Consider the following 23,107-nt stretch of genomic DNA (forward strand, 5'->3'; position numbering starts at 1 on the left):
AAGTTTCGCTGTACATTTTAAAATTACCATCAACAGAAAATACAACAGGCGAATTTTAGATAAAAAAATTAGTAAAACAAGTATTAAATAAATAGTATTTTTGAGGATAAAGTAAGAGAAATGTTGTTTTTTTAATAGTTGTTAACGGAAAACAAAATTATTTTATAGCCATAAAATATATTTTTATTATAATTATATTATAAAATAATGAGCATATGATTTGCAGATAATTTTTTCAGGGCCTATTCTGAATAGGAACTTAGCTATAAAAATAAAAGAGGAGAGTGGTTTTGATGAGAAAAAATCAGAAGATTGTGCCAATTGTGACAGCTTCAGACGAAAATTATGCTCCTTATTTGAATGTAATGATGACAACTGTTTTAGAAAATTGTCATTCGGAGAGATCTGTTCATTTTTATGTGATTGATGATGGGCTGTCGCTATCTAGCAAAAAAGCACTCCAAGAAACGGTTAGTAGTAACTCACAAAATGCGACTGTTGAATTTCTAACAGCAGACAAAGAAGTCTATCAAAATTTTTTAGTGAGTGATCATATTACAACGACCGCATACTTACGCATTTCTTTACCGTCACTTTTACAAAAATATAGCTATAAAAAGGTTCTTTATTTAGATGCAGATACGCTGGTTTTAGATGATATTGTCCAGTTGTATGATACGCCATTAGTGAACCAAACGATTGGCGCGGTTATTGATCCTGGTCAAGCATATGCCTTGAAACGTTTGGGCATCCATTCCTCCGATTATTATTTTAATTCAGGAGTCATGATGATTGATATTGACCGATGGAACGAGAAAGCAATCACTCAAAAAACAATTCAGTATCTAGAAGAAAATGGGGACCGCATAGTTTATCATGATCAAGATGCTTTAAACGCTGTTCTTTATGAAGATTGGCTAGCTCTAGAACCAAGATGGAATATGCAGACGTCTTTAGTTTTTAATCGTCATGAAGCGCCTAATGAAGCCTATCAAAAATTATATGCAGCGGGAAATCAAGAGCCAGCGATTATTCATTTTACTGGTCACGATAAACCCTGGAATACGTTAGAAAATCATCCTTATACAGCTCTTTATCTAAACAAGTTAAAGAAAGTAGGTGCAAGAAATGGAAAATAGAAAAGAATTAGCGATTGTCTCATGTTGCAATACCAACTTTGTACCGCATCTTGCTGCTATGTTTGTTTCAATTTTAGAAAATAGTCCTTCAGCGGCAGCTGTTCATTTTTATGTGATTGATGACAATATCAATTTTGAAAGCAAGCAACTACTGTATTTTACGATTAAACATACCCAAATCAATGCAGAGTTAACATTTTTAAAAATCAACCCCCATTTTTTCAAAAATGTTGTAACCAGTGAACGAATTCCCAAAACAGCTTACTACAGGATTGCTATTCCAGAGTTGTTTAGAGGAAGCCAGATCGAACGGCTGTTGTATATGGATTGTGACATGATTGCCTTAGATGATGTCGCAAAATTATGGACAGTTGATTTAGGTGAAAATATCATCGCCGCTGTTGAAGATGCAGGGTTCCATCAACGTTTGGAAAAAATGGCGATTCCTGCAGAATCTATGTGTTATTTTAACTCAGGCTTGTTGCTAATCGATGTTAAAAAATGGTTGAATTTAGATGTAACCACTAAAGTCTTAAGATTTATTGAAGAAAATCCAGATAAATTACGTTTCCATGATCAAGATGCATTGAATGCGGTTTTACACGACCGTTGGACCCAGTTACATCCTAAGTGGAATGCCCAAGGTTATATTCTGTCAAAAGCGAAAAAACATCCGACTATTTATGGAGAAAGACAATATGACGAAACGAGAAGAGCACCATCCATTATCCACTTTACTGGCCATGTCAAACCTTGGACGAAAGAATTTCAGTGGTATACCAAGCGTTATTATGATCAATATGCGAATAGGACGGCCTTTCGTTGTGTCAACACATTCAATCAATATTTATCTTATACGAAAATTAGCAGAAGGATTGAATATGCTCAATAATGAATATTGTCATGGATTTCGTAAAATCAGTTACTTGTTAGTTGTTGCCAGAACCAAACAATAGAAAGGAAGAAGTCGGGATAGAACTGTTTTTCAGATTTTGAGTATGAGACAAAAATCTAAAGTGATTTTTGTCTCATACTCTTTTTTGTCTATTTAAAATAAAGCCAGCAACTGGTATCATATTTAAGGATGGTTTTTTATAAAAAAATGATTTCTTGAGGGAAAAAATATTACAATAAAGAAAAATAAAAAAATGTAAACGTTATCATTTCAAGGTTATAGCGGTATGAAGATATTTATTAATACTTTTTATTGACAAAATAAAAAAAACCACCGTACTATTGGTTTGTGGTTATAACCAGTTAGGGTAAAGGAGAAAGTTATGGAAAATGCCTTTAAAAACAAAGCTTTGTATCATCAACTTGTTGATTTGCTGCAGGAACGAATCGAAACATGCATGATTCCTCATGACAAGTTGCCCTCTGAACGTGAATTGACTGCACAATATGGAGTGAGTCGGACGACGGTCCGGTTAGCGCTACAAGAACTAGAAAATAGAGGTTCCATCTATCGTCGTCATGGCAAAGGAACATTTGTTTCAGATATAAAAAAAGAGGCCGCTGATTTAGCTGGCGCATATAGTTTTACAGAACAAATGAAAGGGCTGGGTCGAAAACCACATACCCGTATATTATCCTTCGAAAAATTGGAAGCGGATAAATTTATTTGTCAGCATTTGAATCTTTCGTTAGGAGAGGCAGTTTTTAAATTAAGTCGGTTGCGGATTGCTGATAACGAGCCATTAATGGTTGAAGACACATACTTGCCTGTGAAATTTTTCTTATCACTCACGGATCAATTACTACGTAGCAAGCCATTATATGATCTATTTTCGGAAGATTTTAAGCAAACCGTTCGTTTAGCTGATGAAGAATTATACGCTAGCATTGCGTCAAAAGAAGATGCCAAATTATTGATGATTCCGGAAGGAGCGCCAGTCCTTCATTTAGCACGCCAGACATATAACATGAAAAATGAAATTATTGAATTTACGTTGAGTGTGGCGCGAGCAGATCAATTTCATTATCAGATACGCCATATTCGGAATAGTTAGGAGAGTTAAGTATGTTTACAGCAGAAAAAGAAGAACTAGAACAACTAGGAGCGGAAATCACGACACGTGAAATTCGTCAGCAACCTGAGCTTTGGCAAGAAACCGTGACACTTTATTATGAAAATCAAACAGCTTTGGAAAACTTTTTAAAAGAAGTCCAAGCCAAAGCGCAAGGAAAACGCACAAGAGTAATTTTTACAGGAGCAGGGACTTCACAATATGTCGGTGATACGGTTGTACCTTATCTCCGAGCACACGGCGACACACAAGCTTTTTCATTCGAAAGTATTGGGACAACGGATATTGTGGCCAAACCAGAAGATTATCTGATTAAAGACGAACCAACATTGTTAGTTTCGTTTGCAAGAAGTGGAAATAGTCCTGAAAGTTTAGCGGCAGTTGAAGTAGCTAATCAAGTGGTTGAAACAATTCATCATTTAGCGATTACTTGTGCTGAAGAAGGACAACTGGCACAAATAAGCCAAAAAGAAGAAAACAGCTTTTTATTCTTAATGCCAACACGTTCCAATGATGGTGGTTTTGCGATGACTGGTAGCTTTTCTTGCATGACCTTGGGTACATTACTACTCTTTGATCAAACAGCCTTTGAGCAAAAACAAGATTATGTAACCGCTCTAATTAAATTAGGTGAAGAAGTGCTATCCCGTGAAGAAGAATTAAATGAAATTGTTAACCTTGATTTTGAACGCATTGTTTATGTTGGTTCTGGAAGTTTAGCTGGTTTGACAAGAGAAGCGCAATTGAAAATTTTAGAACTAACAGCCGGCAAAGTTGCCACAATTTTTGACTCTTCTATGGGCTTCCGTCATGGACCAAAATCATTTATTAATGAAAAAACAATAATGTTTGGTTTTGTTAATAATACACCATACACAAGAGATTATGACTTGGATATCTTAGAAGAAGTTCACGGTGACGAAATTGCGGCGGGTGTTTTTGCGATTGCTCAACCTGGCAAACGTAATTTCTCAGGTTCAACTATTGAATATTCCGCAGAAACTGCTCTATTACCTGATGGCTATTTAGCATTAGCAGATATCATGGTAGCCCAAACAGTCGCACTTTTAACATCTATTAAAGTTGGAAATAAACCGGATACCCCTTCACCGACAGGTACAGTGAATCGTGTGGTTAAAGGTGTAACGATTTATGACTATAAATAATACAACATTTGGAGGAGGAACTATGCTTACGTTAACAGCTGGAAAAAAAGCGGCAATGGATCGTTTGTCAACCCAAGAAGGAATCATTAGCGCATTAGCCATTGATCAACGAGGTGCCTTGAAAAAAATGATCAAAGCGCTAGATGTAGAGCCAACTGATGCACAAATTGAAACGTTTAAAGAATTAGTCTCGAAAGAATTGACACCTTATGCGTCCGCCATTTTATTGGATCCAGAATATGGATTGCCTGCTGCAAAAGCACGCGATACCGAGGCTGGATTGTTACTCGCTTATGAAAAAACGGGCTATGATGCAACAACTCCGGGACGATTGCCTGATTTACTAGCAGATTGGTCTGTTTTACGCTTGAAAGAAGAAGGCGCAGATGCGATTAAATTTTTACTCTACTATGATGTGGATGAGGATCCAGAAATCAATCATCAAAAACATGTATTTATTGAACGCTTAGGGAGTGAATGTGCAGAAGAAGACCTACCATTTTACTTAGAATTAGTTTCTTATGATGCACAAATAGCAGATGCAACTTCTTTAGAATATGCAAAAGTTAAACCGCATAAAGTGAATGAAATGATGAAAGAATTTTCTAAACCCCAATATAAAGTAGATGTATTGAAAGTGGAAGTTCCAGTTAATATGAATTTTGTAGAAGGTTTTGCGCCGGCTGAAACAGCGTATACAAAAGAGGAAGCGGCGAATTATTTCTTAGAACAAAGTCAAGCCACTGATTTACCATTTATCTTTTTAAGTGCCGGTGTCTCAACAGAGCTATTCCAAGAAACACTACGTTTCGCTAAAGAAGCTGGTTCAACATTTAATGGTGTTTTATGTGGCCGTGCTACGTGGAAAAATGGCGTGAAACCTTTCGTTGAAGCAGGAGAAACTGCGGCTTGTGATTGGTTAAAAACAGAAGGCCGAGAAAACATTGAAAGTTTAAATGAAGTCATCGCGGCAACCGCCAGCTCTTGGCATGCGAAAGTTCAAGTAAACGAAGGGTAATTGGGAGGCATAGCTGTGATAGTAACAGTAACAATGAATCCGTCAATTGACATCTCCTACCTATTAGATCATCTAAAGCTTGATACCGTTAATCGGACCAGTCAGGTGACCAAAACCCCTGGTGGCAAAGGACTAAATGTCACTCGCGTTATTCATGATTTAGGTGGAGATGTTATCGCTACCGGCGTTCTTGGTGGTTTTCATGGGGCGTTTATTGCAAACGAGTTAAAGAAAGCAAACATCCCCCAAGCATTTACATCAATCAAAGAAGAAACACGTGATTCGATTGCGATTTTGCACGAGGGGAATCAAACTGAAATTTTAGAAGCTGGACCGACTGTTTCCCCAAAAGAAATCAGTAACTTCCTTGAAAATTTCGATCAATTAATTAAGCAAGCAGAAATTGTCACAATTTCTGGCAGTTTAGCGAAAGGATTACCATCAAATTTTTATCAAGAATTAGTTCAAAAAGCTCAAGCACAAGAGGTTAAAGTACTACTAGATACTTCTGGTGATAGTTTAAGACAAGTTCTTCAAGGACCATGGAAACCGTATTTAATTAAACCTAACTTAGAGGAACTAGAAGGATTACTAGAGCAAGATTTTTCAGAAAATCCATTAGCAGCTGTGCAAACAGCTTTAACAAAACCAATGTTTGCTGGAATTGAATGGATTGTCGTATCTTTAGGAAAAGATGGTGCAATTGCCAAACATCACGATCAGTTCTATCGTGTAAAAATTCCAACGATTCAAGCTAAAAATCCTGTTGGTTCAGGAGATGCAACCATTGCTGGTCTTGCATATGGACTAGCGAAGGATGCCCCAGCGGCCGAACTGCTAAAATGGGGCATGGCGGCTGGAATGGCTAATGCCCAAGAAAGAATGACTGGGCATGTAGACGTAGAGAACGTGAAGAAACATCTTATGAACATCCAAGTAGTCGAAATTGCTAAATAAAGAGCTTTCTTTATTTAGCAATTATCCAGTAATTGAAAGCGTTTACTAGAAAGGGTGGCAATGTGGAAAGATTTGAAATTAAAGAGGAGTTTCTTTTAAATGGTCAACCATTTAAAATTTTATCAGGTGCCATTCATTATTTTCGTGTAGATCCCTCAGATTGGTATCATTCACTTTATAACTTGAAAGCTTTAGGCTTCAATACAGTTGAGACATATGTACCATGGAATTTACATGAACCGCAAAAAGGAACATTTCATTTTGAGGGAATATTAGATTTGGAGCGCTTTTTAAAATTAGCACAAGAACTTGGACTATATGCGATTGTGCGGCCGTCTCCTTATATTTGTGCAGAATGGGAGTTTGGCGGTTTTCCAGCCTGGCTATTAAATGAACCAGGACGGATGCGTTCGAATAATCCAACCTATCTGAAGCATGTTGCGGAATATTATGATGTTTTAATGGAAAAAATTGTTCCGCATCAACTTGCTAACGGTGGCAATATTTTAATGATTCAAATCGAAAACGAATATGGTTCATTTGGCGAAGAAAAAGCGTATTTACGGGCGATTCGCGATTTGATGATTGCACGCGGCGTGACAGCACCATTTTTTACTTCTGACGGGCCATGGCGCGCAACATTGCGGGCAGGCAGCATGATTGAAGATGATATTTTAGTAACCGGAAATTTTGGCTCAAAAGCCAAAGAAAATTTCGGTATGATGCAAGCCTTTTTTGAAGAACATGGTAAAAAATGGCCGCTAATGTGTATGGAATTTTGGGATGGCTGGTTTAATCGTTGGAAAGAGCCAATTATTAAACGAGATCCGCAAGAATTGGCTGAATCAGTTAGAGAAGCATTAGCATTAGGCAGTATCAACTTATATATGTTTCATGGCGGCACCAATTTTGGGTTTATGAATGGCTGCTCCGCACGAGGAACCATTGATTTACCACAAATCACTTCCTATGATTATGATGCGCCTCTTGATGAACAAGGGAACCCAACCGAAAAGTATTTTGCGTTACAAAAAATGCTTCACGAAGAGTACCCTGCGTTACCACAAGCTGAACCATTAGTAAAAGATTCTTTTGCGCAAACAGCAATTCCTTTAACCAACAAAGTGAGTTTGTTTGCGACTTTAGAAACGATTAGTCAGCCAGTGGTCAGCGTTTATCCGCAAACCATGGAACAATTAGGACAAAATACCGGCTATCTTCTTTACCGAACAAGCATTGAAAAAGATGCTGCAGAAGAAAAGCTAAGAGTGATTGACGGTCGTGATCGTCTGCAATTATTTGTCAATCAGGTACATCAAGCAACGCAATATCAAACGGAAATTGGCGAAGATATTTACGTTACACTGCCGCAAGAGAATAATCAAATCGATATTTTAATGGAAAATATGGGTCGTGTCAATTACGGGCATAAACTATTTGCAGATACTCAGAAAAAAGGGATTCGAACGGGTGTCATGGCAGATTTACATTTTATGACGCAATGGCAACAATATTGTTTATCTATGACAAGCTGTGAACAGGTAGACTATTCAAGAGAATGGCAGCCTGATCAACCAAGCTTTTACCAGTATCATGTGGAGTTAGCAGAAGTGAAAGATACATTTATTGATGTTTCTAAATTCGGCAAAGGAATTGTTTTTGTTAACCAAACCAATCTTGGTCGTTTCTGGAATGTTGGTCCGACGCTTTCCTTATATATTCCCAAAGGATTATTAAAAGAAGGGCAAAATGAGATCGTCATTTTTGAAACGGAAGGAACGTACCAACCAGAAATTCAGTTAGTAAAAGAACCACTATATAAAGAAATGAAAGAGGGATTACAATGAGTATTATTGGCGTAAGAATTGATGGACGTTTGATTCATGGACAAGTGGCAAATTTATGGGCGACAAAATTGAATATTTCCAGAATTATGGTCGTTGATGATGAGGTTGCAGGGAATGCCATTGAAAAAAGTGGCTTGAAATTAGCAACACCAGCTGGCGTGAAACTAAGCGTGTTACCAGTTGAAAAAGCTGCTCAAAATATTTTAGCAGGAAAATACGACTCACAACGTTTACTAATTGTGGTACGGAAACCAGATCGTTTATTAAAACTAGTAGAACTTGGGGTGCCGATTAAAGAAATCAATGTTGGGAACATGTCTCAAACAAACGAAACACGGTCGATTACTAAGTCAATCAATGTGGTCGATCAAGATATTGAGGTTTTTAAAGAGTTAAATGCTAAAGGTGTCCATCTGATTGCTCAAATGGTGCCAAGTGACAAAGCGGAAGACTTTATGAGTTTGATAACAAAATAGGAGGGAACAAAAAATGAATATCTTATGGTGGCAGATCTTATTATTAACATTATACGCAGGATACCAAATTTTAGATGAATTACAAATTTATTCTTCATTAAGTGCGCCAGTGTTTGCAGGTCTTTTTGCAGGATTAGTGATGGGGGATATTAAAGCAGGACTTATTATTGGTGGAAGTATGCAATTAACTGTATTAGGAGTTGGGACTTTCGGGGGTGCCTCCAAAATTGATGCTAACTCAGGTACGATTCTTGCCACAGCATTTTCTGTGTCTTTAGGAATGAACCCTGAACAAGCAATCGCTGCTATTGCAGTACCAGTTGCTAGTTTAATGATTCAATTAGACATTTTGGCTCGTTTTGCGAATACCTACTTTGCACATCGAATTGATAAAATGGTCGAAGATATGAACTACAAAGGAATTGAACGTAACTTCTTAATGGGTGCCTTACCTTGGTCTCTTTCTCGAATGATTCCAGTCTTCTTAGCACTTGCTTTTGGTGGTGGTTTAGTACAAAAAGTTGTATCTGTCCTAAATGGCGATTTGAAATGGTTAGGTGATGGCTTGTCTGTTGCTGGGGCGGTCTTACCAGCGGTCGGTTTTGCAATTTTACTACGTTACTTACCAGTGAAAAAACATTTCCCTTATTTAATTCTTGGTTTCACTGTAACTGCTTTACTAGGAACAATCTTTACAAACATGCAACTTTTAGGAACATCTGTTGCGAGCGTTGTGAAAGACTTCAGTGGTGTATTTAACGCACTACCAATGTTAGCAGTCGCTTTAATTGGTTTCGCTTTAGCCGCAATTAGCTACAAAAATGGTCAAATGATTCCGAGTGGGCCAGCAGCCAAAAAAGAACATGCAGCGAATGATTCAGACGAAGGAGAGATTGAAGATGACGAAATCTAATTATAAATTGACGAAAGAAGATTTTAAACAAATTAATCGCAGAAGCTTGTTTACTTTCCAATTAGGTTGGAACTACGAAAGAATGCAAGGATCAGGTTACTTGTATACGATTTTGCCACAATTGCGTAAAATTTATGGGGATGATACGCCTGAATTAAAAGAAGTGATGAAAACACACACGCAATTTTTCAATACTTCAAACTTCTTTAATACGATTATTACAGGGATCGATTTGGCCATTGAAGAAAAAGAAGGCATTGCTGGAAAACAAACAGTTTCAGGTTTGAAAACTGGTTTAATGGGACCGTTTGCAGCAATTGGGGATTCAATTTTCGCAGCTTTAATTCCAACTATTTTTGGGGCGCTAGCTGCTAACATGGCGATTAATGGTAACCCAACTGGTATCTTTATCTGGATTGTTGCTCAAATTGCCGTGATGGTCTTCCGTTGGAAACAATTGGAATTTGCGTATCGCGAAGGAATTTCTTTGGTAACAACTATGCAACACCGCTTAACTGCCTTAACAGATGCTGCAACTTTACTAGGGGTCTTCATGGTTGGCGCTTTAGTGGCAACGATGGTTAATGTCAAACTATCATGGGCACCAAGTATTGGGGATGTAACACTTAACATGCAAAATAACTTGGATATGATTTTACCACGTCTACTTCCTGCAGGAATTGTCGGTGGCGTTTATTGGATGCTAGGTAAAAAGAATATGACGTCTACTAAAGCCATTTTTATCGTATTAATTGTCTGTGTCGCATTGTCTGCGTTAGGTGTTATTTCAAAATAAGTAAGACAGGAGAAAATCGATGAGTGAACATTTAGTTTTAGTAAGTCATGGCCGTTTTTGCGAGGAATTGAAAAAAAGTGCGGAGATGATTATGGGACCGCAAGAAACAATTTCCACTGTTGCTTTATTACCAGAAGAAGGTGAAGCTGACTTTTTAGAAAAATTTGAAGCGATTACGGAATCGTTAGAAGATTTTGTTGTCTTTGCTGATCTATTAGGGGGGACACCTTGTAATATATTATCTAAAAAAATTATGCAAGGTGCTTCGTTTGACTTATATACTGGAATGAATTTACCGATGGTTATCAGCTATGTAAATGCAAATTTATTAGCGATTGAAGGTGACTATGTTAAGGAATCAGCAGAAAGTATTGTGAAAGTCAACGAATTGCTGCTAAATGTTGCAGTAGATGATGAGGATGAATAATTCTGACTTGTTGTCGTAAGTAATCAAAGTTTTTAAGAGAATGATTTAGAGATGGACGTTCCAAAAATAAAAGAATTTATTTTTGGAACGCCCCTTTAATTGTTAATAATGAAAGCGTGTTCAAAAAATGTTAGGGGGCTGATTTATCAGATGAAACATGGAAAAATAAAACGATTTAGTACATTGACACTATTGGCAAGCGCAACGATTTTAGTACCATTAAGTACGTCTGCAGAAGAAACAACAAACAGCAGCACTGAAACAAGCTCATCAATGGTGGAACCTGCCGCAACAGAAGAAAAATTGTGGCAATCTGATTTTCCAGGAGGGAAAATTGGTGAGTGGCAAGATGTGATTGGTAAAACAAATCGAGAATTAGCAGGAGAGTCATTGGCGATTTCACGAGATGCAGCAGCAGGTAATAATGCCGTATCTTTAAATTTAGATTCCCCTAAATTAGCTGATGGTGAAGTAGAAACAAAGTTTAAATACACTGCTGGAAGCGGTCGAACGGGTGTGATTATTCGTGGTAATACCAAAGATAGCTGGGTTTTTGTAGGCTACAACGCGAATGGCAAATGGTTAGTTGAAAGCCCTAATTCGTGGAATGATTCGATTTCTGGGCCAACGTTAAATGAAGATACGAATTATTTGTTGAAAGTACGTTATGTTGGTGAAAAAATTACTATCTGGCTTAACACCACGTTGATTTACGAAGGAGAACCTGTTTTGGCCAACGGAGACAAAATTCCAACAGAAGCCGGACATGTGGGTGTCCGTTTGTGGTACGACAAAAAAATTGTCAATTATGACTATTTTAAAAATGGCCCCGTAGATAGCATTCCAGAAATTGTGCCAGAAGTGACACAAATTGCGCCAGTCAAAGTTTTTACAAAAATTGGTGTCGCACCAAAATTACCGAAACAAGTAAAAGTGACCTATAATACTGGTAAAGAAGCCAATGAAGCAGTCAGTTGGGATGAAATCGATCCTGATGCATACAAAGAACCAGGAACTTTTGAAGTCGACGGTACTTTGGAAAATACAAACATCAAAGCAAAAGCCAGCATTGTTGTTGCTAAAGACAATGAAGCTGAAAAAGGCGACAAAATCTCTTCCGCAGATTTAACAGCCGTGGTTGATCCACAATTTCCACGAATTATTCGCTACGAAGACCCTCAGAGTAATCAAGTGATTTTTAATGGCCAACACGAGAAAATTGACCAAGTAATGATTGATGGCAAAGCATATAAAGCAACTGCTGAAAAACAAAAGAGTGAAGCAAATCAAGCCGTTTATAATGTAGCTGTCCCAGAAATTGGTTTGCGTTTCACAACGACATTGACTGTTTCCGAAGGCCAAGAATTAGCTATGAAACTCTCAGATATTCGTGAAGAAGGAACTAAAATACACACAATTTCAATTCCAAATCAAGGCTTGATTTCTGTCAATAGTACAGATGAAGGGGCGACTTTTGCTGGCGTTGTGATGAATACTGGGACAAATGCAAATAACGGAAATAAAAATGGTGATACTATCCAAGATTTAACTACAACAAGCCAAGAAGAAACGAAAAAATATATGTATGGTTTCTTAAATACAGCGAATTATGCTGCAAGTTTTTGGACGAACGCCTATGGAGACGGCTCTGTCGATGGTAGTGACAACAATCGAATCCATAAACAAACAAAAGAAGCGGCGACTGGTTTTGTAACAACCTTGTCAAGTGGGGCATGGACCTATCGACCATTTGATGCACCGGAAGATTACACAACTGGAGAAACGCCAGAAGTGAAAGTTAAATTCTCAAAAGATAGCAACGACGACAATCGGGTGGATTGGCAAGATGCGGCAATTGGGTTCCGTTCAATTATGAATAACCCAATGGGCGCGGAAAAAGTCCCTGAATTAGTCAACCAACGGATTCCTTTTAACTTTGCTAGTCAGGCGACAAATCCATTCTTAGTGACGTTAGACGAATCAAAACGTATTTACAATTTAACAGATGGATTAGGACAAATGAATTTACTAAAAGGGTATCAAAATGAAGGACATGATTCTGCGCATCCAGATTACGGTGCTATTGGTCAGCGACCTGGTGGGGAACAAGCGTTGAATCAATTAATTGATGAAGGCCATAAATTAAATGCCGTTTTCGGTGTGCATATTAATGACACCGAGTCTTACCCAGAAGCAAAAGGATTTAATGAGGAATTAGTTGATCCAACGAAGCGTGGCTGGGATTGGTTAGATCCGTCTTATTTTATTAAACAAAGACCCGATGCATTGAGTGGTCGTCGCTATGAGCGCTTTAAAGAATTAAAACAAAAAGCACCGAATCTAGATTATATTTATGTTGATGTTTGGGGCAACCAAGGCGAATCAGGTTGGGCAAGTCGTCAACTAAGTAAAGAAATTAATTCACTCGGTTGGTTTACAACCAATGAATTTCCGAATGCTTTAGAGTATGACTCGGTTTGGAACCATTGGTCTGCAGAAAAAGATTACGGCGGTACAACAACGAAAGGCTTTAACAGTACAATCGTTCGTTTTATTCGGAATCACCAAAAAGACACTTGGATTATTTCCGACAACCCTTTGTTAGGTGGAGCTGAATTTGAAGCCTATGAAGGTTGGGTGGGTAAAACCAATTTTAATACCTACCGCCAAAAAACTTTTGCCATTAATGTCCCAACTAAGTTCTTACAGCATTACCAAATTACGAACTGGGAAACTACAACAGCAGAAGATGGTCAAATCTATGGCACGATTAAATTAGCGAACGGTGCTGAAAAAGTGACCGTTACTCAAGCAGATGCTAATTCGCCAAGAAGCATTACGTTAAATGAGACAGAAGTTCTAAAAGGTGATGCGTATCTACTGCCTTGGAATGTCAATGGTCAAGACAAACTATATCACTGGAATCCAAAAGGCGGTACCAGCACTTGGTCATTGGATAAGAAAATGCAAGGAAAAACGAATTTACATTTATATGAATTAACAGATCAAGGGCGTATTGACAAAGGCACAATTGCCACTACAAATAACCAAGTGACCATCCAAGCCGAGGCTAATACACCGTATGTCATTGCTGAACCTGACAGTATTGAACCGATGACATTTGGAACAGGAACACCATTTAAAGATCCTGGATTTAATGAAGCCAATACCTTGAAAAATAACTGGAAAGTTTTCCGAGGTGATGGAGAGGTTAAAAAAGATGCTAACGGTGATTATGTCTTTAGTTCAGAAAAAGAAAGAACCGAAATCAAACAAGACATCAATCTTCCTAAATCAGGAAAATATAGTTTGTATCTAAACACAGAAACACATGATCGCAAAGCCACAGTAACTGTTAAAATTGGTGGTAAAAAATATACGCGGACAGTGAATAATTCGGTTGCCCAAAACTATATTCAGGCAGATATTAACCATACAAGCAGGAAAAATCCGCAGTATATGCAAAATATGCGAATTGATTTTGAAATCCCAGATAATGCCAAAAAAGGCTCGGTGACGTTAGCGGTTGATAAAGGCAATTCCGTTACAAAATTTGATGATTTACGAATTGTTGAGCGTCAAACGGATATCATGAACCCAGACAAACAAACAGTTATTAAGCAAGATTTTGAAGACACACAAGCAGTTGGGTTATATCCGTTTGTTAAAGGCTCAGCTGGTGGTGTAGAAGATCCACGGATTCATTTATCAGAAAGAAATGAACCTTACACACAATATGGTTGGAATGGAAACCTTGTTTCAGATGTATTAGAAGGCAACTGGTCCTTGAAAGCCCATAAACAAGGAGCAGGTTTGATGCTTCAAACAATTCCGCAAAATATTAAATTTGAACCGAACAAGAAATATACGGTCCAATTTGATTATCAAACTGATGGTGAAAATGTCTTTACTGCTGGGACCATTAATGGGGAGTTGAAAAATAACAATGACTTTAAGCCAGTCGGTGAGTTGACTTCGACAGCAGCAGATGGTCAAACCAAGCATTATGAAGCAGAAATAATTGGGGATGCTTCAGGAAACACTACGTTTGGTATTTTTACAACAGGTGCCGATAAAGATTTCATTATGGATAACTTTACGGTCACAGTGGAATCGAAAAAATAAATTTAGTCTATCTAAGCAACTTGGGCTACAAGTTAAACGTACTTGTAGCCCAAATTGCTTCTTTTATGAAAAGAAGAAAGGCCTAGTGCCTCATTTTTATACTGCAGAATAAACAGACACATTTTTTAAAGTGTTTGGCTTCTTTGTGTATTTCATCAAGAACGAATGGACAAACTTGCCTTTTGCCACAAATCGTTTACAATTACAATGATAGGCATAATTTATTTAGAGGTGAAGTGATTGAAGAAATACAATGTTGATTGGAATTACTGGGTTGTCCGCTTTTTATTTGTAATGGCGCTGATTGTTGGCTATTTATTAATCACGAATTATCAGCACTTTGTCCATAGTGTTTCGGGTTTGTTAGGCATCTTATCCCCATTCATTACTGGGTTCGTGATTGCTTATTTATTGAGTGGAAGTCAGAAAAAAATCGAGGGATTACTAGAAAGAGTTCCTTTACCAGTCGTTAAAAAAGCGAAACACGGCTTGAGTGTACTCCTTTTGTACCTGATTATTTTGTTTATTTTTGTCTTGACATTAAACTATATCGTTCCGCTACTCATTAGTAATTTAGTAGATTTAGCAAACTCTTTACCCACTTTTTATGATCACATGGTTCAGTTTGTGATGAGTTTAGAAGATAAAGGGATTTTAAAAACAGCCGCGATTGAAAAATATTTAAATAGTGTCCTTAAAGATTTGTCGCCGGAACGTTTTTTAAATCAATGGACACAAGCGTTATTTTCATTAGGAACGTTGACTAAAAATGTTTCCTCATTCTTTTTAAATGCATTTTTAACGTTGATTATCTCAATATATGCGCTGGTATTTAAGCAATCTATTTTGACATTTGTTGAAAAGGCCGCCCACAAATTGCTGTCTGAAAAAGTGTACAAGCAAACACAAACCTGGTTAAATACAACGAATAAAATTTTCTATAAATTTATCAGTTGCCAATTTCTTGATGCTTGTATAATTGGCGTTTCATCAACGATTTTGTTAAGTATTTTGAATGTGAAATTTGCTGTGACTTTGGGGATTTTATTAGGTATTTGTAATATGATTCCTTATTTTGGTTCGATTTTTGCGTCAATTGTTGCTGGTGTGATTACGCTTTTCACAGGTGGTGTTACTCAAGCCATTACGGTGTTACTAGTTTTATTAATTTTACAACAAATTGACGGTAATATTATTGGTCCTCGAATTATGGGAGATGCCCTAAATGTCAATCCGATTTTAATTATTGTTTCAATCACGATTGGGGGAGCGTACTTCGGCGTCTTAGGGATGTTTTTAGCAGTTCCTGTTGCTGCAATCATTAAAATTATTGTCTCGGAGTGGCTAAATGAATCAAAAGAAAATGATAAGATTGTAGATTCTATTGAATCCTAAAGTAAAACTTTTCGTCTCGCGTTGACGAAAAGTTTTTTAGTGAGAAAGAAAGTTTCATTATTTGGAATTTTTGATATGCTATACTTGAAGTAAATAGAAAATCAAAATTGAGGTGAATAAATGCAGTTTTTAAAAAAATATGGCGGCTATTTTTTAGTTTTAGGGGTCTTACTTGATTTTTTTACACCTTATTATGTCGGATTCAAAGATCAAGGTTACAATCAATTGACAGAAGTAATTAGCTTATTAGGTGATGTGAATAGTCCAGTTAGGGAAACCTTTAATCATTTAACTATCATTGCGGGAATGTTGATGTTAGCAAGTTTACCTAGGATATATGCTATTTTTTCCAGAAAAACGAAAAAAGGTGCTTGGTTAGTAGTGGCAATGATTGGCGCTTATGGTTTATTTGATTGTATTTTCAGTGGGCTCTTCAGCGTAGACACTTCAAGCGCTGACACAGTTGCTACCGCGTTTCATAACGGAGGATCAGCAGTCGGTTATACAGGCTTTTTGTTGTTATCAGGCGTCTTAACCATTATCTATAGTAAAGACGGTTCGCAAAAAAATAAAAAACTTTTTGGCTTTTTGTTTATTTTATGTATACTTGCAGCCGGCTTATATGGCTTAGCAAGGATTCCACAGCTACAACAGGTAAAACCATTTAATTATTTAGGCTTATGGCAAAGAGTGAGTTCATTTTGTAATTATCTACCAATGCTGGCACTGTGTTTACAAACTAAAACCAATGACAAATTTGATTGAACATTTGTCATTGGTTTTTTACTAGTTAAAATTGTCTGGTAAGAACTTAATTATTGGCTACGGTGACTTCACCAGTAACAGTGGCGCCATCTTTTTCTAAGTCAGCAGAATCTTTGTATTCTTGTTTATCAAAAGTAATATTGCCATTAACTTTGGTACCATTTAAAGTAAAGCCATTTGCTTTCACCTCAATATCACCTTTGACAGTCCCGTGAACGATGTTGAAATTTTCAGAAGAAACGATTAGTTTAGGAACAGTGATTTCATATTCAGCAGTTACTTTTTTATTATCATCTTGAGAATAAAGCGCTAATTTACGATAGACATCGTTGGAATCTTTCCCCTTATCATGGAAAGTACCAGCAACTGTTACCTCTTTATCAAAAGTGACATTGTCAGTAGCTGCGACAATCCAATTTCCTTTATCACTTAACGCCATTTCGAGTTCTTCAGGTTTGGCACTAATTGAAGCACCAGAGACTACTTCTGTACTTGAATTAGCTGTTTCTTTGCTACTAGAACTACTATCTGTTTTTTTATCAGATGAACAAGCACTAAGCAGCACAAGAGCAGCAGTTGCCGTCAAAACAGTGGTGAGTACTTTAGACATTTTCATGAAAATCCCTCCAAAAAATTTATTTATTTCTTCCTTTATCATAACTGATTCAAAGGGAAATGAGTAATCATACACTCAAAGATTGAGAAGTTTGGAAGGGGAATCCACTTTAAAATGTATTTATATTTTTAACAATTTATTGTTATATAGTCAGTAGTATAAATTGGAAACTTAAGCATTCTTTTAGAATTTGATGGTTTTTAGCTTCTTTTTTTATTAATAGTTTTTATTTTTTGCAGCCTCTTTTTTCACAAGTAACATATTGGGTTGTATTTTCCCAGTCTTCAGGATTGTCATCGATTCGAGCTCCACAAGCTGTATAATTGCCATTTCTTACGTGGATTTTCCCTTTTTCAGATTTTTTTGTATCATTTCCAATATATTTTACATTAGCCATAAATTAGCAACTCCTTTTGTTGTATTTATAAATTTTTACTTCTGCTTAAGTTTCCATAAATAAAGATAGCATTTTTTTACATTGCAAACAAATATTTTTAGTTAACCTTAAAAAAAATAAGTTTTTGATTCATTTCTTTTTCAAATGTTCCTTTTCTGTAGTAAGCTAGTAATAGACAGAATTTAAGGAGGAGATTTTGATGCCTTGGAATATGAATGATTATCCTACATCAATGAAAAATTTAGCACCTTTGATTCGGAAAAAAGCGATAGATATTGGCAATGCGTTGCTTGCGGATGGCTACCCTGATGATCGTGCCATTCCAATTGCGATTAGTCAAGCGGAGAAATGGTATCAAGAGGCAAGTGCAGCAGACAAAAAGGCATTTGAACAAGAAGCAAATCCTACGAAACAAGATTCGCATAAACAGGATAAACATGCGGGAAAATTATTAACGGCGGCTGTCAACGTTAAATATAAAGACGGCCAATGGTTGGTGATTTCAGACAGCGCTGAAAAAGCAAGTAATACATTTACCCACAAACAAGAGGCGATTGAACGAGCCCAAGAAATTGCTCGGAATAAGCAAACAAAGCTGAAAATCTATAAGCAAGATGGTACGTTACAAGAAACCAAAGAGTATACTGAATAATTTTTCGAAACCTTGATATTCCGTTGCAATTCAAGAAACGGCTATCAAGTTTTTTTTGCGAGGGAGAAATGGACAAGTAAGAAAAAATAACAAAAGTTAAGAATGAGAATAAGGCTTGCTTTTCTAGTTTTTGGTGGGTACAATTACACTAATTAAGATAAAAAATCAAAATAATTGAGGTGCTACGACAATGGAAAAAGCCAATCTTGATTGGAATAATTTAGGATTTTCTTACATTAAAACGCCCTTTCGTTATATTAGTTATTGGCGAGATGGCAAGTGGGAAGAAGGCACGCTAACAGATAACAATCAGTTAACGATTAGTGAAGGTTCGCCTGCTCTACATTATGGCCAACAATGTTTTGAAGGATTAAAAGCGTATCAATGTGCAGATGGTTCTGTCAATTTGTTTCGTCCAGATGAAAATGCCAAACGGCTACAAAAAAGTTGTGCGCGTCTACTGATGCCACAAGTACCAGTAGAAACCTTTGTTTCTGCATGTCAAGAAGTGGTGAAAGCCAACCTTGCTTATTTACCGCCATATGGAACGGGCGGTACGTTGTATCTTCGCCCTTATATGATTGGTGTCGGCGATAATATTGGTGTAGCACCTGCCAAAGAATACATTTTTTCTATTTTTTGCGTGCCAGTTGGTTCGTATTTTAAAAATGGTTTAGCACCAACCAACTTTATCGTTTCTGACTATGATCGAGCAGCGGGTCGAGGAACTGGGGCCGCTAAGGTGGGGGGCAATTATGCAGCTAGTCTTTTACCAGGTGCAGAAGCACATGAGAAAGAATTTAGTGATTGCATTTATTTAGATCCGTATACGCATACGAAAATTGAAGAAGTTGGTGCAGCTAATTTCTTTGGCATAACCAAAGATGGTACTTTTATTACGCCGAAATCAGCGTCTATTTTGCCAAGTATTACTAAATATTCATTATTGACGCTAGCAAAAGAACGTTTAGGGATGACGGCGCTTGAAGGAGACGTTTACATTGATCGATTAGCGGACTTCTCCGAAGCAGGTGCTTGTGGCACAGCGGCGATTATTTCTCCTATCGGTGGGATTCAAAATGGCACAGATTTCCATGTGTTTTATAGTGAAACGGAAGTTGGACCAGTGACTAAGCAACTATATGATGAACTGGTTGGCATACAGTTTGGTGACAAAGAAGCGCCAGAAGGCTGGATTGTAAAAGTTTAAAGAGACAAAAAAGAGAGAATTCATGCTCTCTTTTTTTGTGTAGAATATTCAGAATTTTCTATAAAAATATTGACTTTGATTCTATTTAAAGGAATAATGGAAGATACAAGATTTAAAAAAGGAGGGAAAGCTATTGCTTATTAAATCAGCAGAATCAGAAGAAATGACGATTTTTTTTGATAAAGAAAACCAACCAAATGCACAAGTTCAAATGGGCATTATTACATTACAACCTGGTGAAAAACGGCCTTTAGCTGGATATGCTCGCCATGAACAGGATGAATATTCTTATGTGATTTCTGGCGAAGCACATACGATTTTAGAAGATGGTCAAGACTTAGTTGGAAAAGCTGGACAAGCCCAATTAATTGAAGCTGGTGAGGGGCACATTAATTATAATGATGGGTTGGAGCCAGCGGTCGTTGTCTGGATGCTTGTGGAAAGGACAAAATAAAAGGGGAGCTGTCTTTCTGTAAGTAAAAGCATAAAAAATGAAGAGTTATAGGAGAAAGAAGATGAAAAAGTATTTAAAAATCATAATGGTTTGTATTTTATTGGTAGGATTTTTAGCTGGGTGTACCAATAAAAATGAAAATAAAAAGAAACAGAAAAATACCAAAGAAGCCGTTCAACTGATGTCACCTTCAGAATTAACAACGCTCAACACCTCTGTATTATTGGATTTTCCAGATGCTATTGTCCAAACTGCAGCGTTTGAAGGGTTATATAGTTTAGATGAACAAGACCAATTGGTACCAGCTGTAGCAAAAGCATTGCCGACGATTTCAGAAGATGGAAAAACCTACACGATTTCTTTAAGAAAAGAAGCGGTTTGGAGTAACGATGATCCTGTCACAGCGCATGATTTTGAATATGCTTGGAAAAAAATGATTGATCCTAAAAACGGCTTTGTTTATAGCTTCCTCATCGTTGAAACAATTCAAAATGGTGCAGAAATCTCAGCGGGGAAATTAGCACCCAATGAACTAGGTGTCACAGCTGTGGATGATTATACATTAAAAGTGACGCTCAAAGAGCCAAAACCCTACTTTACGTCCTTGTTAGCTTTTCCTACATTTTTCCCGCAAAATCAAAAAGTAGTCGAACAATTTGGTGCGGACTATGGAACTGCTAGTGATAAAGTCGTCTATAATGGTCCGTTCGTGGTAAAAGATTGGCAGCAAACAAAGATGGACTGGCAACTAGCAAAAAATAATCGCTATTGGGATCACCAGAACGTGCGCTCAGACATTATCAATTATACGGTTATCAAAGAAACATCTACTGCATTGAATCTTTTTGAAGATGGACAATTAGATGTGGCTACACTAAGTGGTGAACTGGCGCAACAGAATAAAAATAATACGTTGTATCATTCGTATCCAACAGCGACAATGAACTATTTGCGCTTAAATCAAAAACGGAAAGGGCAAGCAACGCCGCTTGCAAACGAAAACCTGCGTAAAGCGTTGGCTTTAGGCATAGATAAAGAAAATCTAGTCAATAATATTATTGCAGATGGTTCTAAAGCGCTACATGGTGCGATTACGGAAGGCTTTGTGGTGAATCCCACAACGGGTCTCGATTTTCGTCAAGAAGCAGGTAATTTAATGGTTTATAACAAAGAAAAAGCGCAAAGTTATTGGAAAAAAGCACAAGCAGAATTAGGAGAAAAGGTTAACGTTGAATTGATGGTAACAGATGATGGTTCTTACAAAAAAATTGGTGAAAGTTTGCAAGGCTCGCTACAAGAACTGTTTCCTGGTTTGACAATAGAGCTAACCGCATTGCCAACGGAAGCTGCATTGAATTTTGGGCGAGAAAGCGACTATGATTTATTCTTAATTTACTGGACACCAGACTATCAAGATCCTATTTCTACCCTGATGACTTTATACAAGGGCAATGATCGCAATTATCAGAACCCTGTCTATGACAAATTATTAGATGAAGCAGCCACAACCTATGCCTTAGAGCCAGAAAAAAGATGGGCGACACTGATTGCAGCTGAAAAAGAAGTGATTGAAACGACTGCTGGCATGATTCCACTTAGCCAAAATGAACAAACAGTCCTGCAAAATGATAAAGTCAAAGGCTTGAATTTTCATACCTTTGGCGCTCCATTAACGTTAAAAAATGTTTATAAGGAAAAATAAAAAGAGAGCCTGGGCTGAAAATCGCTTTTGATTTTCGGCCCAGGCTTAAATCCTGCTTTTTAACCCAAAATTTGTCACCATTTAGCCTTTTCGGGTTTTATCTCGAACGCTTCTGTTCTAATAGTTCAGAATCAGGTGCAGTGTGGGGCTGGGCATATTTTTTCATATATGTCGGCAAGGCTTGACTAATCTTCGTAGGTAAAACAACATAGTCAGTTTTGGCCAAATCATCACCAATGAGACTGTGTAAGTAGACGGCGCCAGCAACGGTTTCAATTGTCGGCTTAAACTGAGCTAAAAAACCAGCAATGATGCCAGCCAAGGTATCCCCAGTTCCGCCAGTAGCCATCCCAGGGTTGCCGCCTGTATTTTGAAAAGGTTCTCCTGCGTGGAAAATTGTTGTGCGATGACTTTTTAAAACAATCGTACTGCCTAATTTTGCTTGTTGGCGCTGGTTATTTGCCAGTGTTTGTTGCTCAATAGGTAAGTGACTCAAACGTTGCCATTCCATTTGATGAGGTGTGAAAACAACTTTTTCAGGATAGGTAAGGGAAAAATTGCCTTGGCTAAACAGGGTAATCGCTGAGCCATCGATAATTAACCATTGTTGTTTTTGATGTTGGGCGAGTACCATCTTTAATATTTGTTGTGCAGTAGCATCTAAGCCTAAACCTGGACCAATTAAAATAACCTCCGCTTGCTCTACGACGTCCGTCAGAAGGACTGTTTCTTCAAAGCCCACGACCATCGCTTCTGGGCATCTTGCATGTAAAGGCCCGTGATTTTTAACATCAGTAATCACAGTGGTGAGACCAGCGCCACTATTGATACACGCTTCGGTACTCATGATGATGGCTCCGCCGTATTGACGGTTTCCTCCGATTAATACGACACGCCCAAAATTGCTTTTATAAGAGTCGGAGGGGCGTTGAGTGATGACTTCCTCTAAAATGTCCTTGCTTAAATAGCGCATTCTATCACTCCTTTTCTTGGGATTTCTTTGTTCTCAGTATACTACAAGAGCA

At 37.4% G+C, this 23,107-nt stretch carries 21 protein-coding genes; 18 read left to right on the forward strand and 3 right to left on the reverse strand.

The window, feature by feature from the left end; genetic code table 11:
* Nucleotides 1–293 precede the first annotated feature (293 nt).
* From IGK86_RS06430 to IGK86_RS06495, 14 genes are all read left to right on the forward strand, one after another.
* Nucleotides 294–1,139: a glycosyltransferase family 8 protein gene (locus tag IGK86_RS06430; RefSeq protein WP_016616900.1), complete on the forward strand. Its 846-nt coding sequence runs from the start codon at nt 294–296 to the stop codon at nt 1,137–1,139.
* Nucleotides 1,129–2,031, forward strand: a complete 903-nt coding sequence (locus IGK86_RS06435; RefSeq protein ID WP_010713323.1) for a glycosyltransferase family 8 protein — start codon at nt 1,129–1,131, stop codon at nt 2,029–2,031. The genes IGK86_RS06430 and IGK86_RS06435 overlap by 11 nt, the downstream gene beginning before the upstream one ends.
* A gap of 385 nt (nt 2,032–2,416) precedes the next feature.
* Nucleotides 2,417–3,148: a GntR family transcriptional regulator gene (locus tag IGK86_RS06440; protein ID WP_002360115.1), complete on the forward strand. Its 732-nt coding sequence runs from the start codon at nt 2,417–2,419 to the stop codon at nt 3,146–3,148.
* Nucleotides 3,149–3,159: 11 nt separating this feature from the next.
* A complete protein-coding gene (gene agaS, locus IGK86_RS06445; protein WP_010707482.1) occupies nt 3,160–4,332 on the forward strand; it encodes an SIS domain-containing protein in 1,173 nt (390 codons plus the stop codon).
* A gap of 22 nt (nt 4,333–4,354) precedes the next feature.
* Complete coding sequence (lacD, locus tag IGK86_RS06450) at nt 4,355–5,350, forward strand: tagatose-bisphosphate aldolase (RefSeq protein ID WP_002357245.1); 996 nt, start codon at nt 4,355–4,357, stop codon at nt 5,348–5,350.
* A gap of 15 nt (nt 5,351–5,365) precedes the next feature.
* A complete protein-coding gene (locus IGK86_RS06455) occupies nt 5,366–6,307 on the forward strand; it encodes a hexose kinase (RefSeq protein WP_010707483.1) in 942 nt (313 codons plus the stop codon).
* A 32-nt stretch (nt 6,308–6,339) separates the two neighbouring features.
* The gene (locus IGK86_RS06460) at nt 6,340–8,154 is read left to right on the forward strand and encodes a glycoside hydrolase family 35 protein (RefSeq protein ID WP_016616898.1); all 1,815 of its coding nucleotides are present in this window, start codon (nt 6,340–6,342) and stop codon (nt 8,152–8,154) included.
* Nucleotides 8,151–8,630: a PTS system mannose/fructose/N-acetylgalactosamine-transporter subunit IIB gene (locus IGK86_RS06465; protein WP_002361968.1), complete on the forward strand. Its 480-nt coding sequence runs from the start codon at nt 8,151–8,153 to the stop codon at nt 8,628–8,630. The genes IGK86_RS06460 and IGK86_RS06465 overlap by 4 nt, the downstream gene beginning before the upstream one ends.
* A 13-nt stretch (nt 8,631–8,643) precedes the next feature.
* Entirely contained in the window at nt 8,644–9,543 is a 900-nt protein-coding gene (locus IGK86_RS06470; protein ID WP_002357253.1) for a PTS mannose/fructose/sorbose/N-acetylgalactosamine transporter subunit IIC, read from the forward strand.
* Nucleotides 9,530–10,339, forward strand: coding sequence for a PTS system mannose/fructose/sorbose family transporter subunit IID (locus tag IGK86_RS06475; RefSeq protein ID WP_002357254.1), 810 nt, complete (start codon nt 9,530–9,532; stop codon nt 10,337–10,339). Before IGK86_RS06470 ends, IGK86_RS06475 begins: the two co-directional genes overlap by 14 nt.
* A 19-nt stretch (nt 10,340–10,358) precedes the next feature.
* Nucleotides 10,359–10,766 (forward strand): PTS sugar transporter subunit IIA, encoded by a 408-nt coding sequence (locus IGK86_RS06480; RefSeq protein WP_002365775.1) that lies wholly within the window; start codon nt 10,359–10,361, stop codon nt 10,764–10,766.
* Nucleotides 10,767–10,916: 150 nt separating this feature from the next.
* On the forward strand, nt 10,917–14,891 hold the full coding sequence (locus IGK86_RS06485; protein ID WP_010713325.1) for an endo-alpha-N-acetylgalactosaminidase family protein: 3,975 nt from the start codon (nt 10,917–10,919) through the stop codon (nt 14,889–14,891).
* Between the two features lie 240 nt (nt 14,892–15,131).
* A complete protein-coding gene (locus IGK86_RS06490) occupies nt 15,132–16,286 on the forward strand; it encodes an AI-2E family transporter (protein ID WP_002386882.1) in 1,155 nt (384 codons plus the stop codon).
* Nucleotides 16,287–16,406: 120 nt separating this feature from the next.
* Entirely contained in the window at nt 16,407–17,051 is a 645-nt protein-coding gene (locus tag IGK86_RS06495) for a DUF998 domain-containing protein (RefSeq protein WP_438742189.1), read from the forward strand.
* A gap of 46 nt (nt 17,052–17,097) precedes the next feature.
* Here IGK86_RS06495 and IGK86_RS06500 read toward each other — a convergent pair whose 3' ends face one another.
* A complete protein-coding gene (locus tag IGK86_RS06500) occupies nt 17,098–17,709 on the reverse strand; it encodes a lipoprotein (RefSeq protein ID WP_002382413.1) in 612 nt (203 codons plus the stop codon).
* A 184-nt stretch (nt 17,710–17,893) separates the two neighbouring features.
* Entirely contained in the window at nt 17,894–18,064 is a 171-nt protein-coding gene (locus IGK86_RS06505; protein ID WP_010707488.1) for a hypothetical protein, read from the reverse strand.
* Between the two features lie 199 nt (nt 18,065–18,263).
* Between IGK86_RS06505 and IGK86_RS06510 the strand changes: the two genes are divergently transcribed.
* From IGK86_RS06510 to IGK86_RS06525, 4 genes are all read left to right on the forward strand, one after another.
* Nucleotides 18,264–18,716 carry a DUF2188 domain-containing protein gene (locus tag IGK86_RS06510; RefSeq protein ID WP_002369264.1) on the forward strand — a complete coding sequence of 151 codons (453 nt, stop codon included), beginning with the start codon at nt 18,264–18,266 and terminating at the stop codon, nt 18,714–18,716.
* Between the two features lie 190 nt (nt 18,717–18,906).
* Nucleotides 18,907–19,926 carry a branched-chain amino acid aminotransferase gene (locus IGK86_RS06515; protein WP_002366823.1) on the forward strand — a complete coding sequence of 340 codons (1,020 nt, stop codon included), beginning with the start codon at nt 18,907–18,909 and terminating at the stop codon, nt 19,924–19,926.
* Nucleotides 19,927–20,059: 133 nt separating this feature from the next.
* Nucleotides 20,060–20,380 (forward strand): cupin domain-containing protein, encoded by a 321-nt coding sequence (locus tag IGK86_RS06520; protein WP_002365769.1) that lies wholly within the window; start codon nt 20,060–20,062, stop codon nt 20,378–20,380.
* A gap of 61 nt (nt 20,381–20,441) precedes the next feature.
* Nucleotides 20,442–22,082: a peptide ABC transporter substrate-binding protein gene (locus tag IGK86_RS06525; RefSeq protein WP_033627809.1), complete on the forward strand. Its 1,641-nt coding sequence runs from the start codon at nt 20,442–20,444 to the stop codon at nt 22,080–22,082.
* Nucleotides 22,083–22,179: 97 nt separating this feature from the next.
* Here IGK86_RS06525 and IGK86_RS06530 read toward each other — a convergent pair whose 3' ends face one another.
* A complete protein-coding gene (locus IGK86_RS06530; RefSeq protein ID WP_016616894.1) occupies nt 22,180–23,055 on the reverse strand; it encodes an NAD(P)H-hydrate dehydratase in 876 nt (291 codons plus the stop codon).
* Between the last annotated feature and the right edge of the window lie 52 nt (nt 23,056–23,107).

This window comes from Enterococcus sp. DIV1206 (genome assembly GCF_051712485.1).
Taxonomy (GTDB): Bacteria; Bacillota; Bacilli; order Lactobacillales; family Enterococcaceae; genus Enterococcus; species Enterococcus faecalis.

Bases quoted from the DNA above. Each gene is read 5' to 3' on its own strand.
- IGK86_RS06430 (WP_016616900.1), top strand. From the start codon at position 294: ATGAGAAAAAATCAGAAGATTGTGCCAATTGTGACAGCTTCAGACGAA.
- IGK86_RS06435 (WP_010713323.1), top strand. From the start codon at position 1,129: ATGGAAAATAGAAAAGAATTAGCGATTGTCTCATGTTGCAATACCAAC.
- IGK86_RS06440 (WP_002360115.1), top strand. From the start codon at position 2,417: ATGGAAAATGCCTTTAAAAACAAAGCTTTGTATCATCAACTTGTTGAT.
- agaS (WP_010707482.1), top strand. From the start codon at position 3,160: ATGTTTACAGCAGAAAAAGAAGAACTAGAACAACTAGGAGCGGAAATC.
- lacD (WP_002357245.1), top strand. From the start codon at position 4,355: ATGCTTACGTTAACAGCTGGAAAAAAAGCGGCAATGGATCGTTTGTCA.
- IGK86_RS06465 (WP_002361968.1), top strand. From the start codon at position 8,151: ATGAGTATTATTGGCGTAAGAATTGATGGACGTTTGATTCATGGACAA.
- IGK86_RS06470 (WP_002357253.1), top strand. From the start codon at position 8,644: ATGAATATCTTATGGTGGCAGATCTTATTATTAACATTATACGCAGGA.
- IGK86_RS06475 (WP_002357254.1), top strand. From the start codon at position 9,530: ATGACGAAATCTAATTATAAATTGACGAAAGAAGATTTTAAACAAATT.
- IGK86_RS06480 (WP_002365775.1), top strand. From the start codon at position 10,359: ATGAGTGAACATTTAGTTTTAGTAAGTCATGGCCGTTTTTGCGAGGAA.
- IGK86_RS06485 (WP_010713325.1), top strand. From the start codon at position 10,917: ATGAAACATGGAAAAATAAAACGATTTAGTACATTGACACTATTGGCA.
- IGK86_RS06495 (WP_438742189.1), top strand. From the start codon at position 16,407: ATGCAGTTTTTAAAAAAATATGGCGGCTATTTTTTAGTTTTAGGGGTC.
- IGK86_RS06500 (WP_002382413.1), bottom strand. From the start codon at position 17,709: ATGATAAAGGAAGAAATAAATAAATTTTTTGGAGGGATTTTCATGAAA.
- IGK86_RS06505 (WP_010707488.1), bottom strand. From the start codon at position 18,064: ATGGCTAATGTAAAATATATTGGAAATGATACAAAAAAATCTGAAAAA.
- IGK86_RS06510 (WP_002369264.1), top strand. From the start codon at position 18,264: ATGCCTTGGAATATGAATGATTATCCTACATCAATGAAAAATTTAGCA.
- IGK86_RS06515 (WP_002366823.1), top strand. From the start codon at position 18,907: ATGGAAAAAGCCAATCTTGATTGGAATAATTTAGGATTTTCTTACATT.
- IGK86_RS06525 (WP_033627809.1), top strand. From the start codon at position 20,442: ATGAAAAAGTATTTAAAAATCATAATGGTTTGTATTTTATTGGTAGGA.
- IGK86_RS06530 (WP_016616894.1), bottom strand. From the start codon at position 23,055: ATGCGCTATTTAAGCAAGGACATTTTAGAGGAAGTCATCACTCAACGC.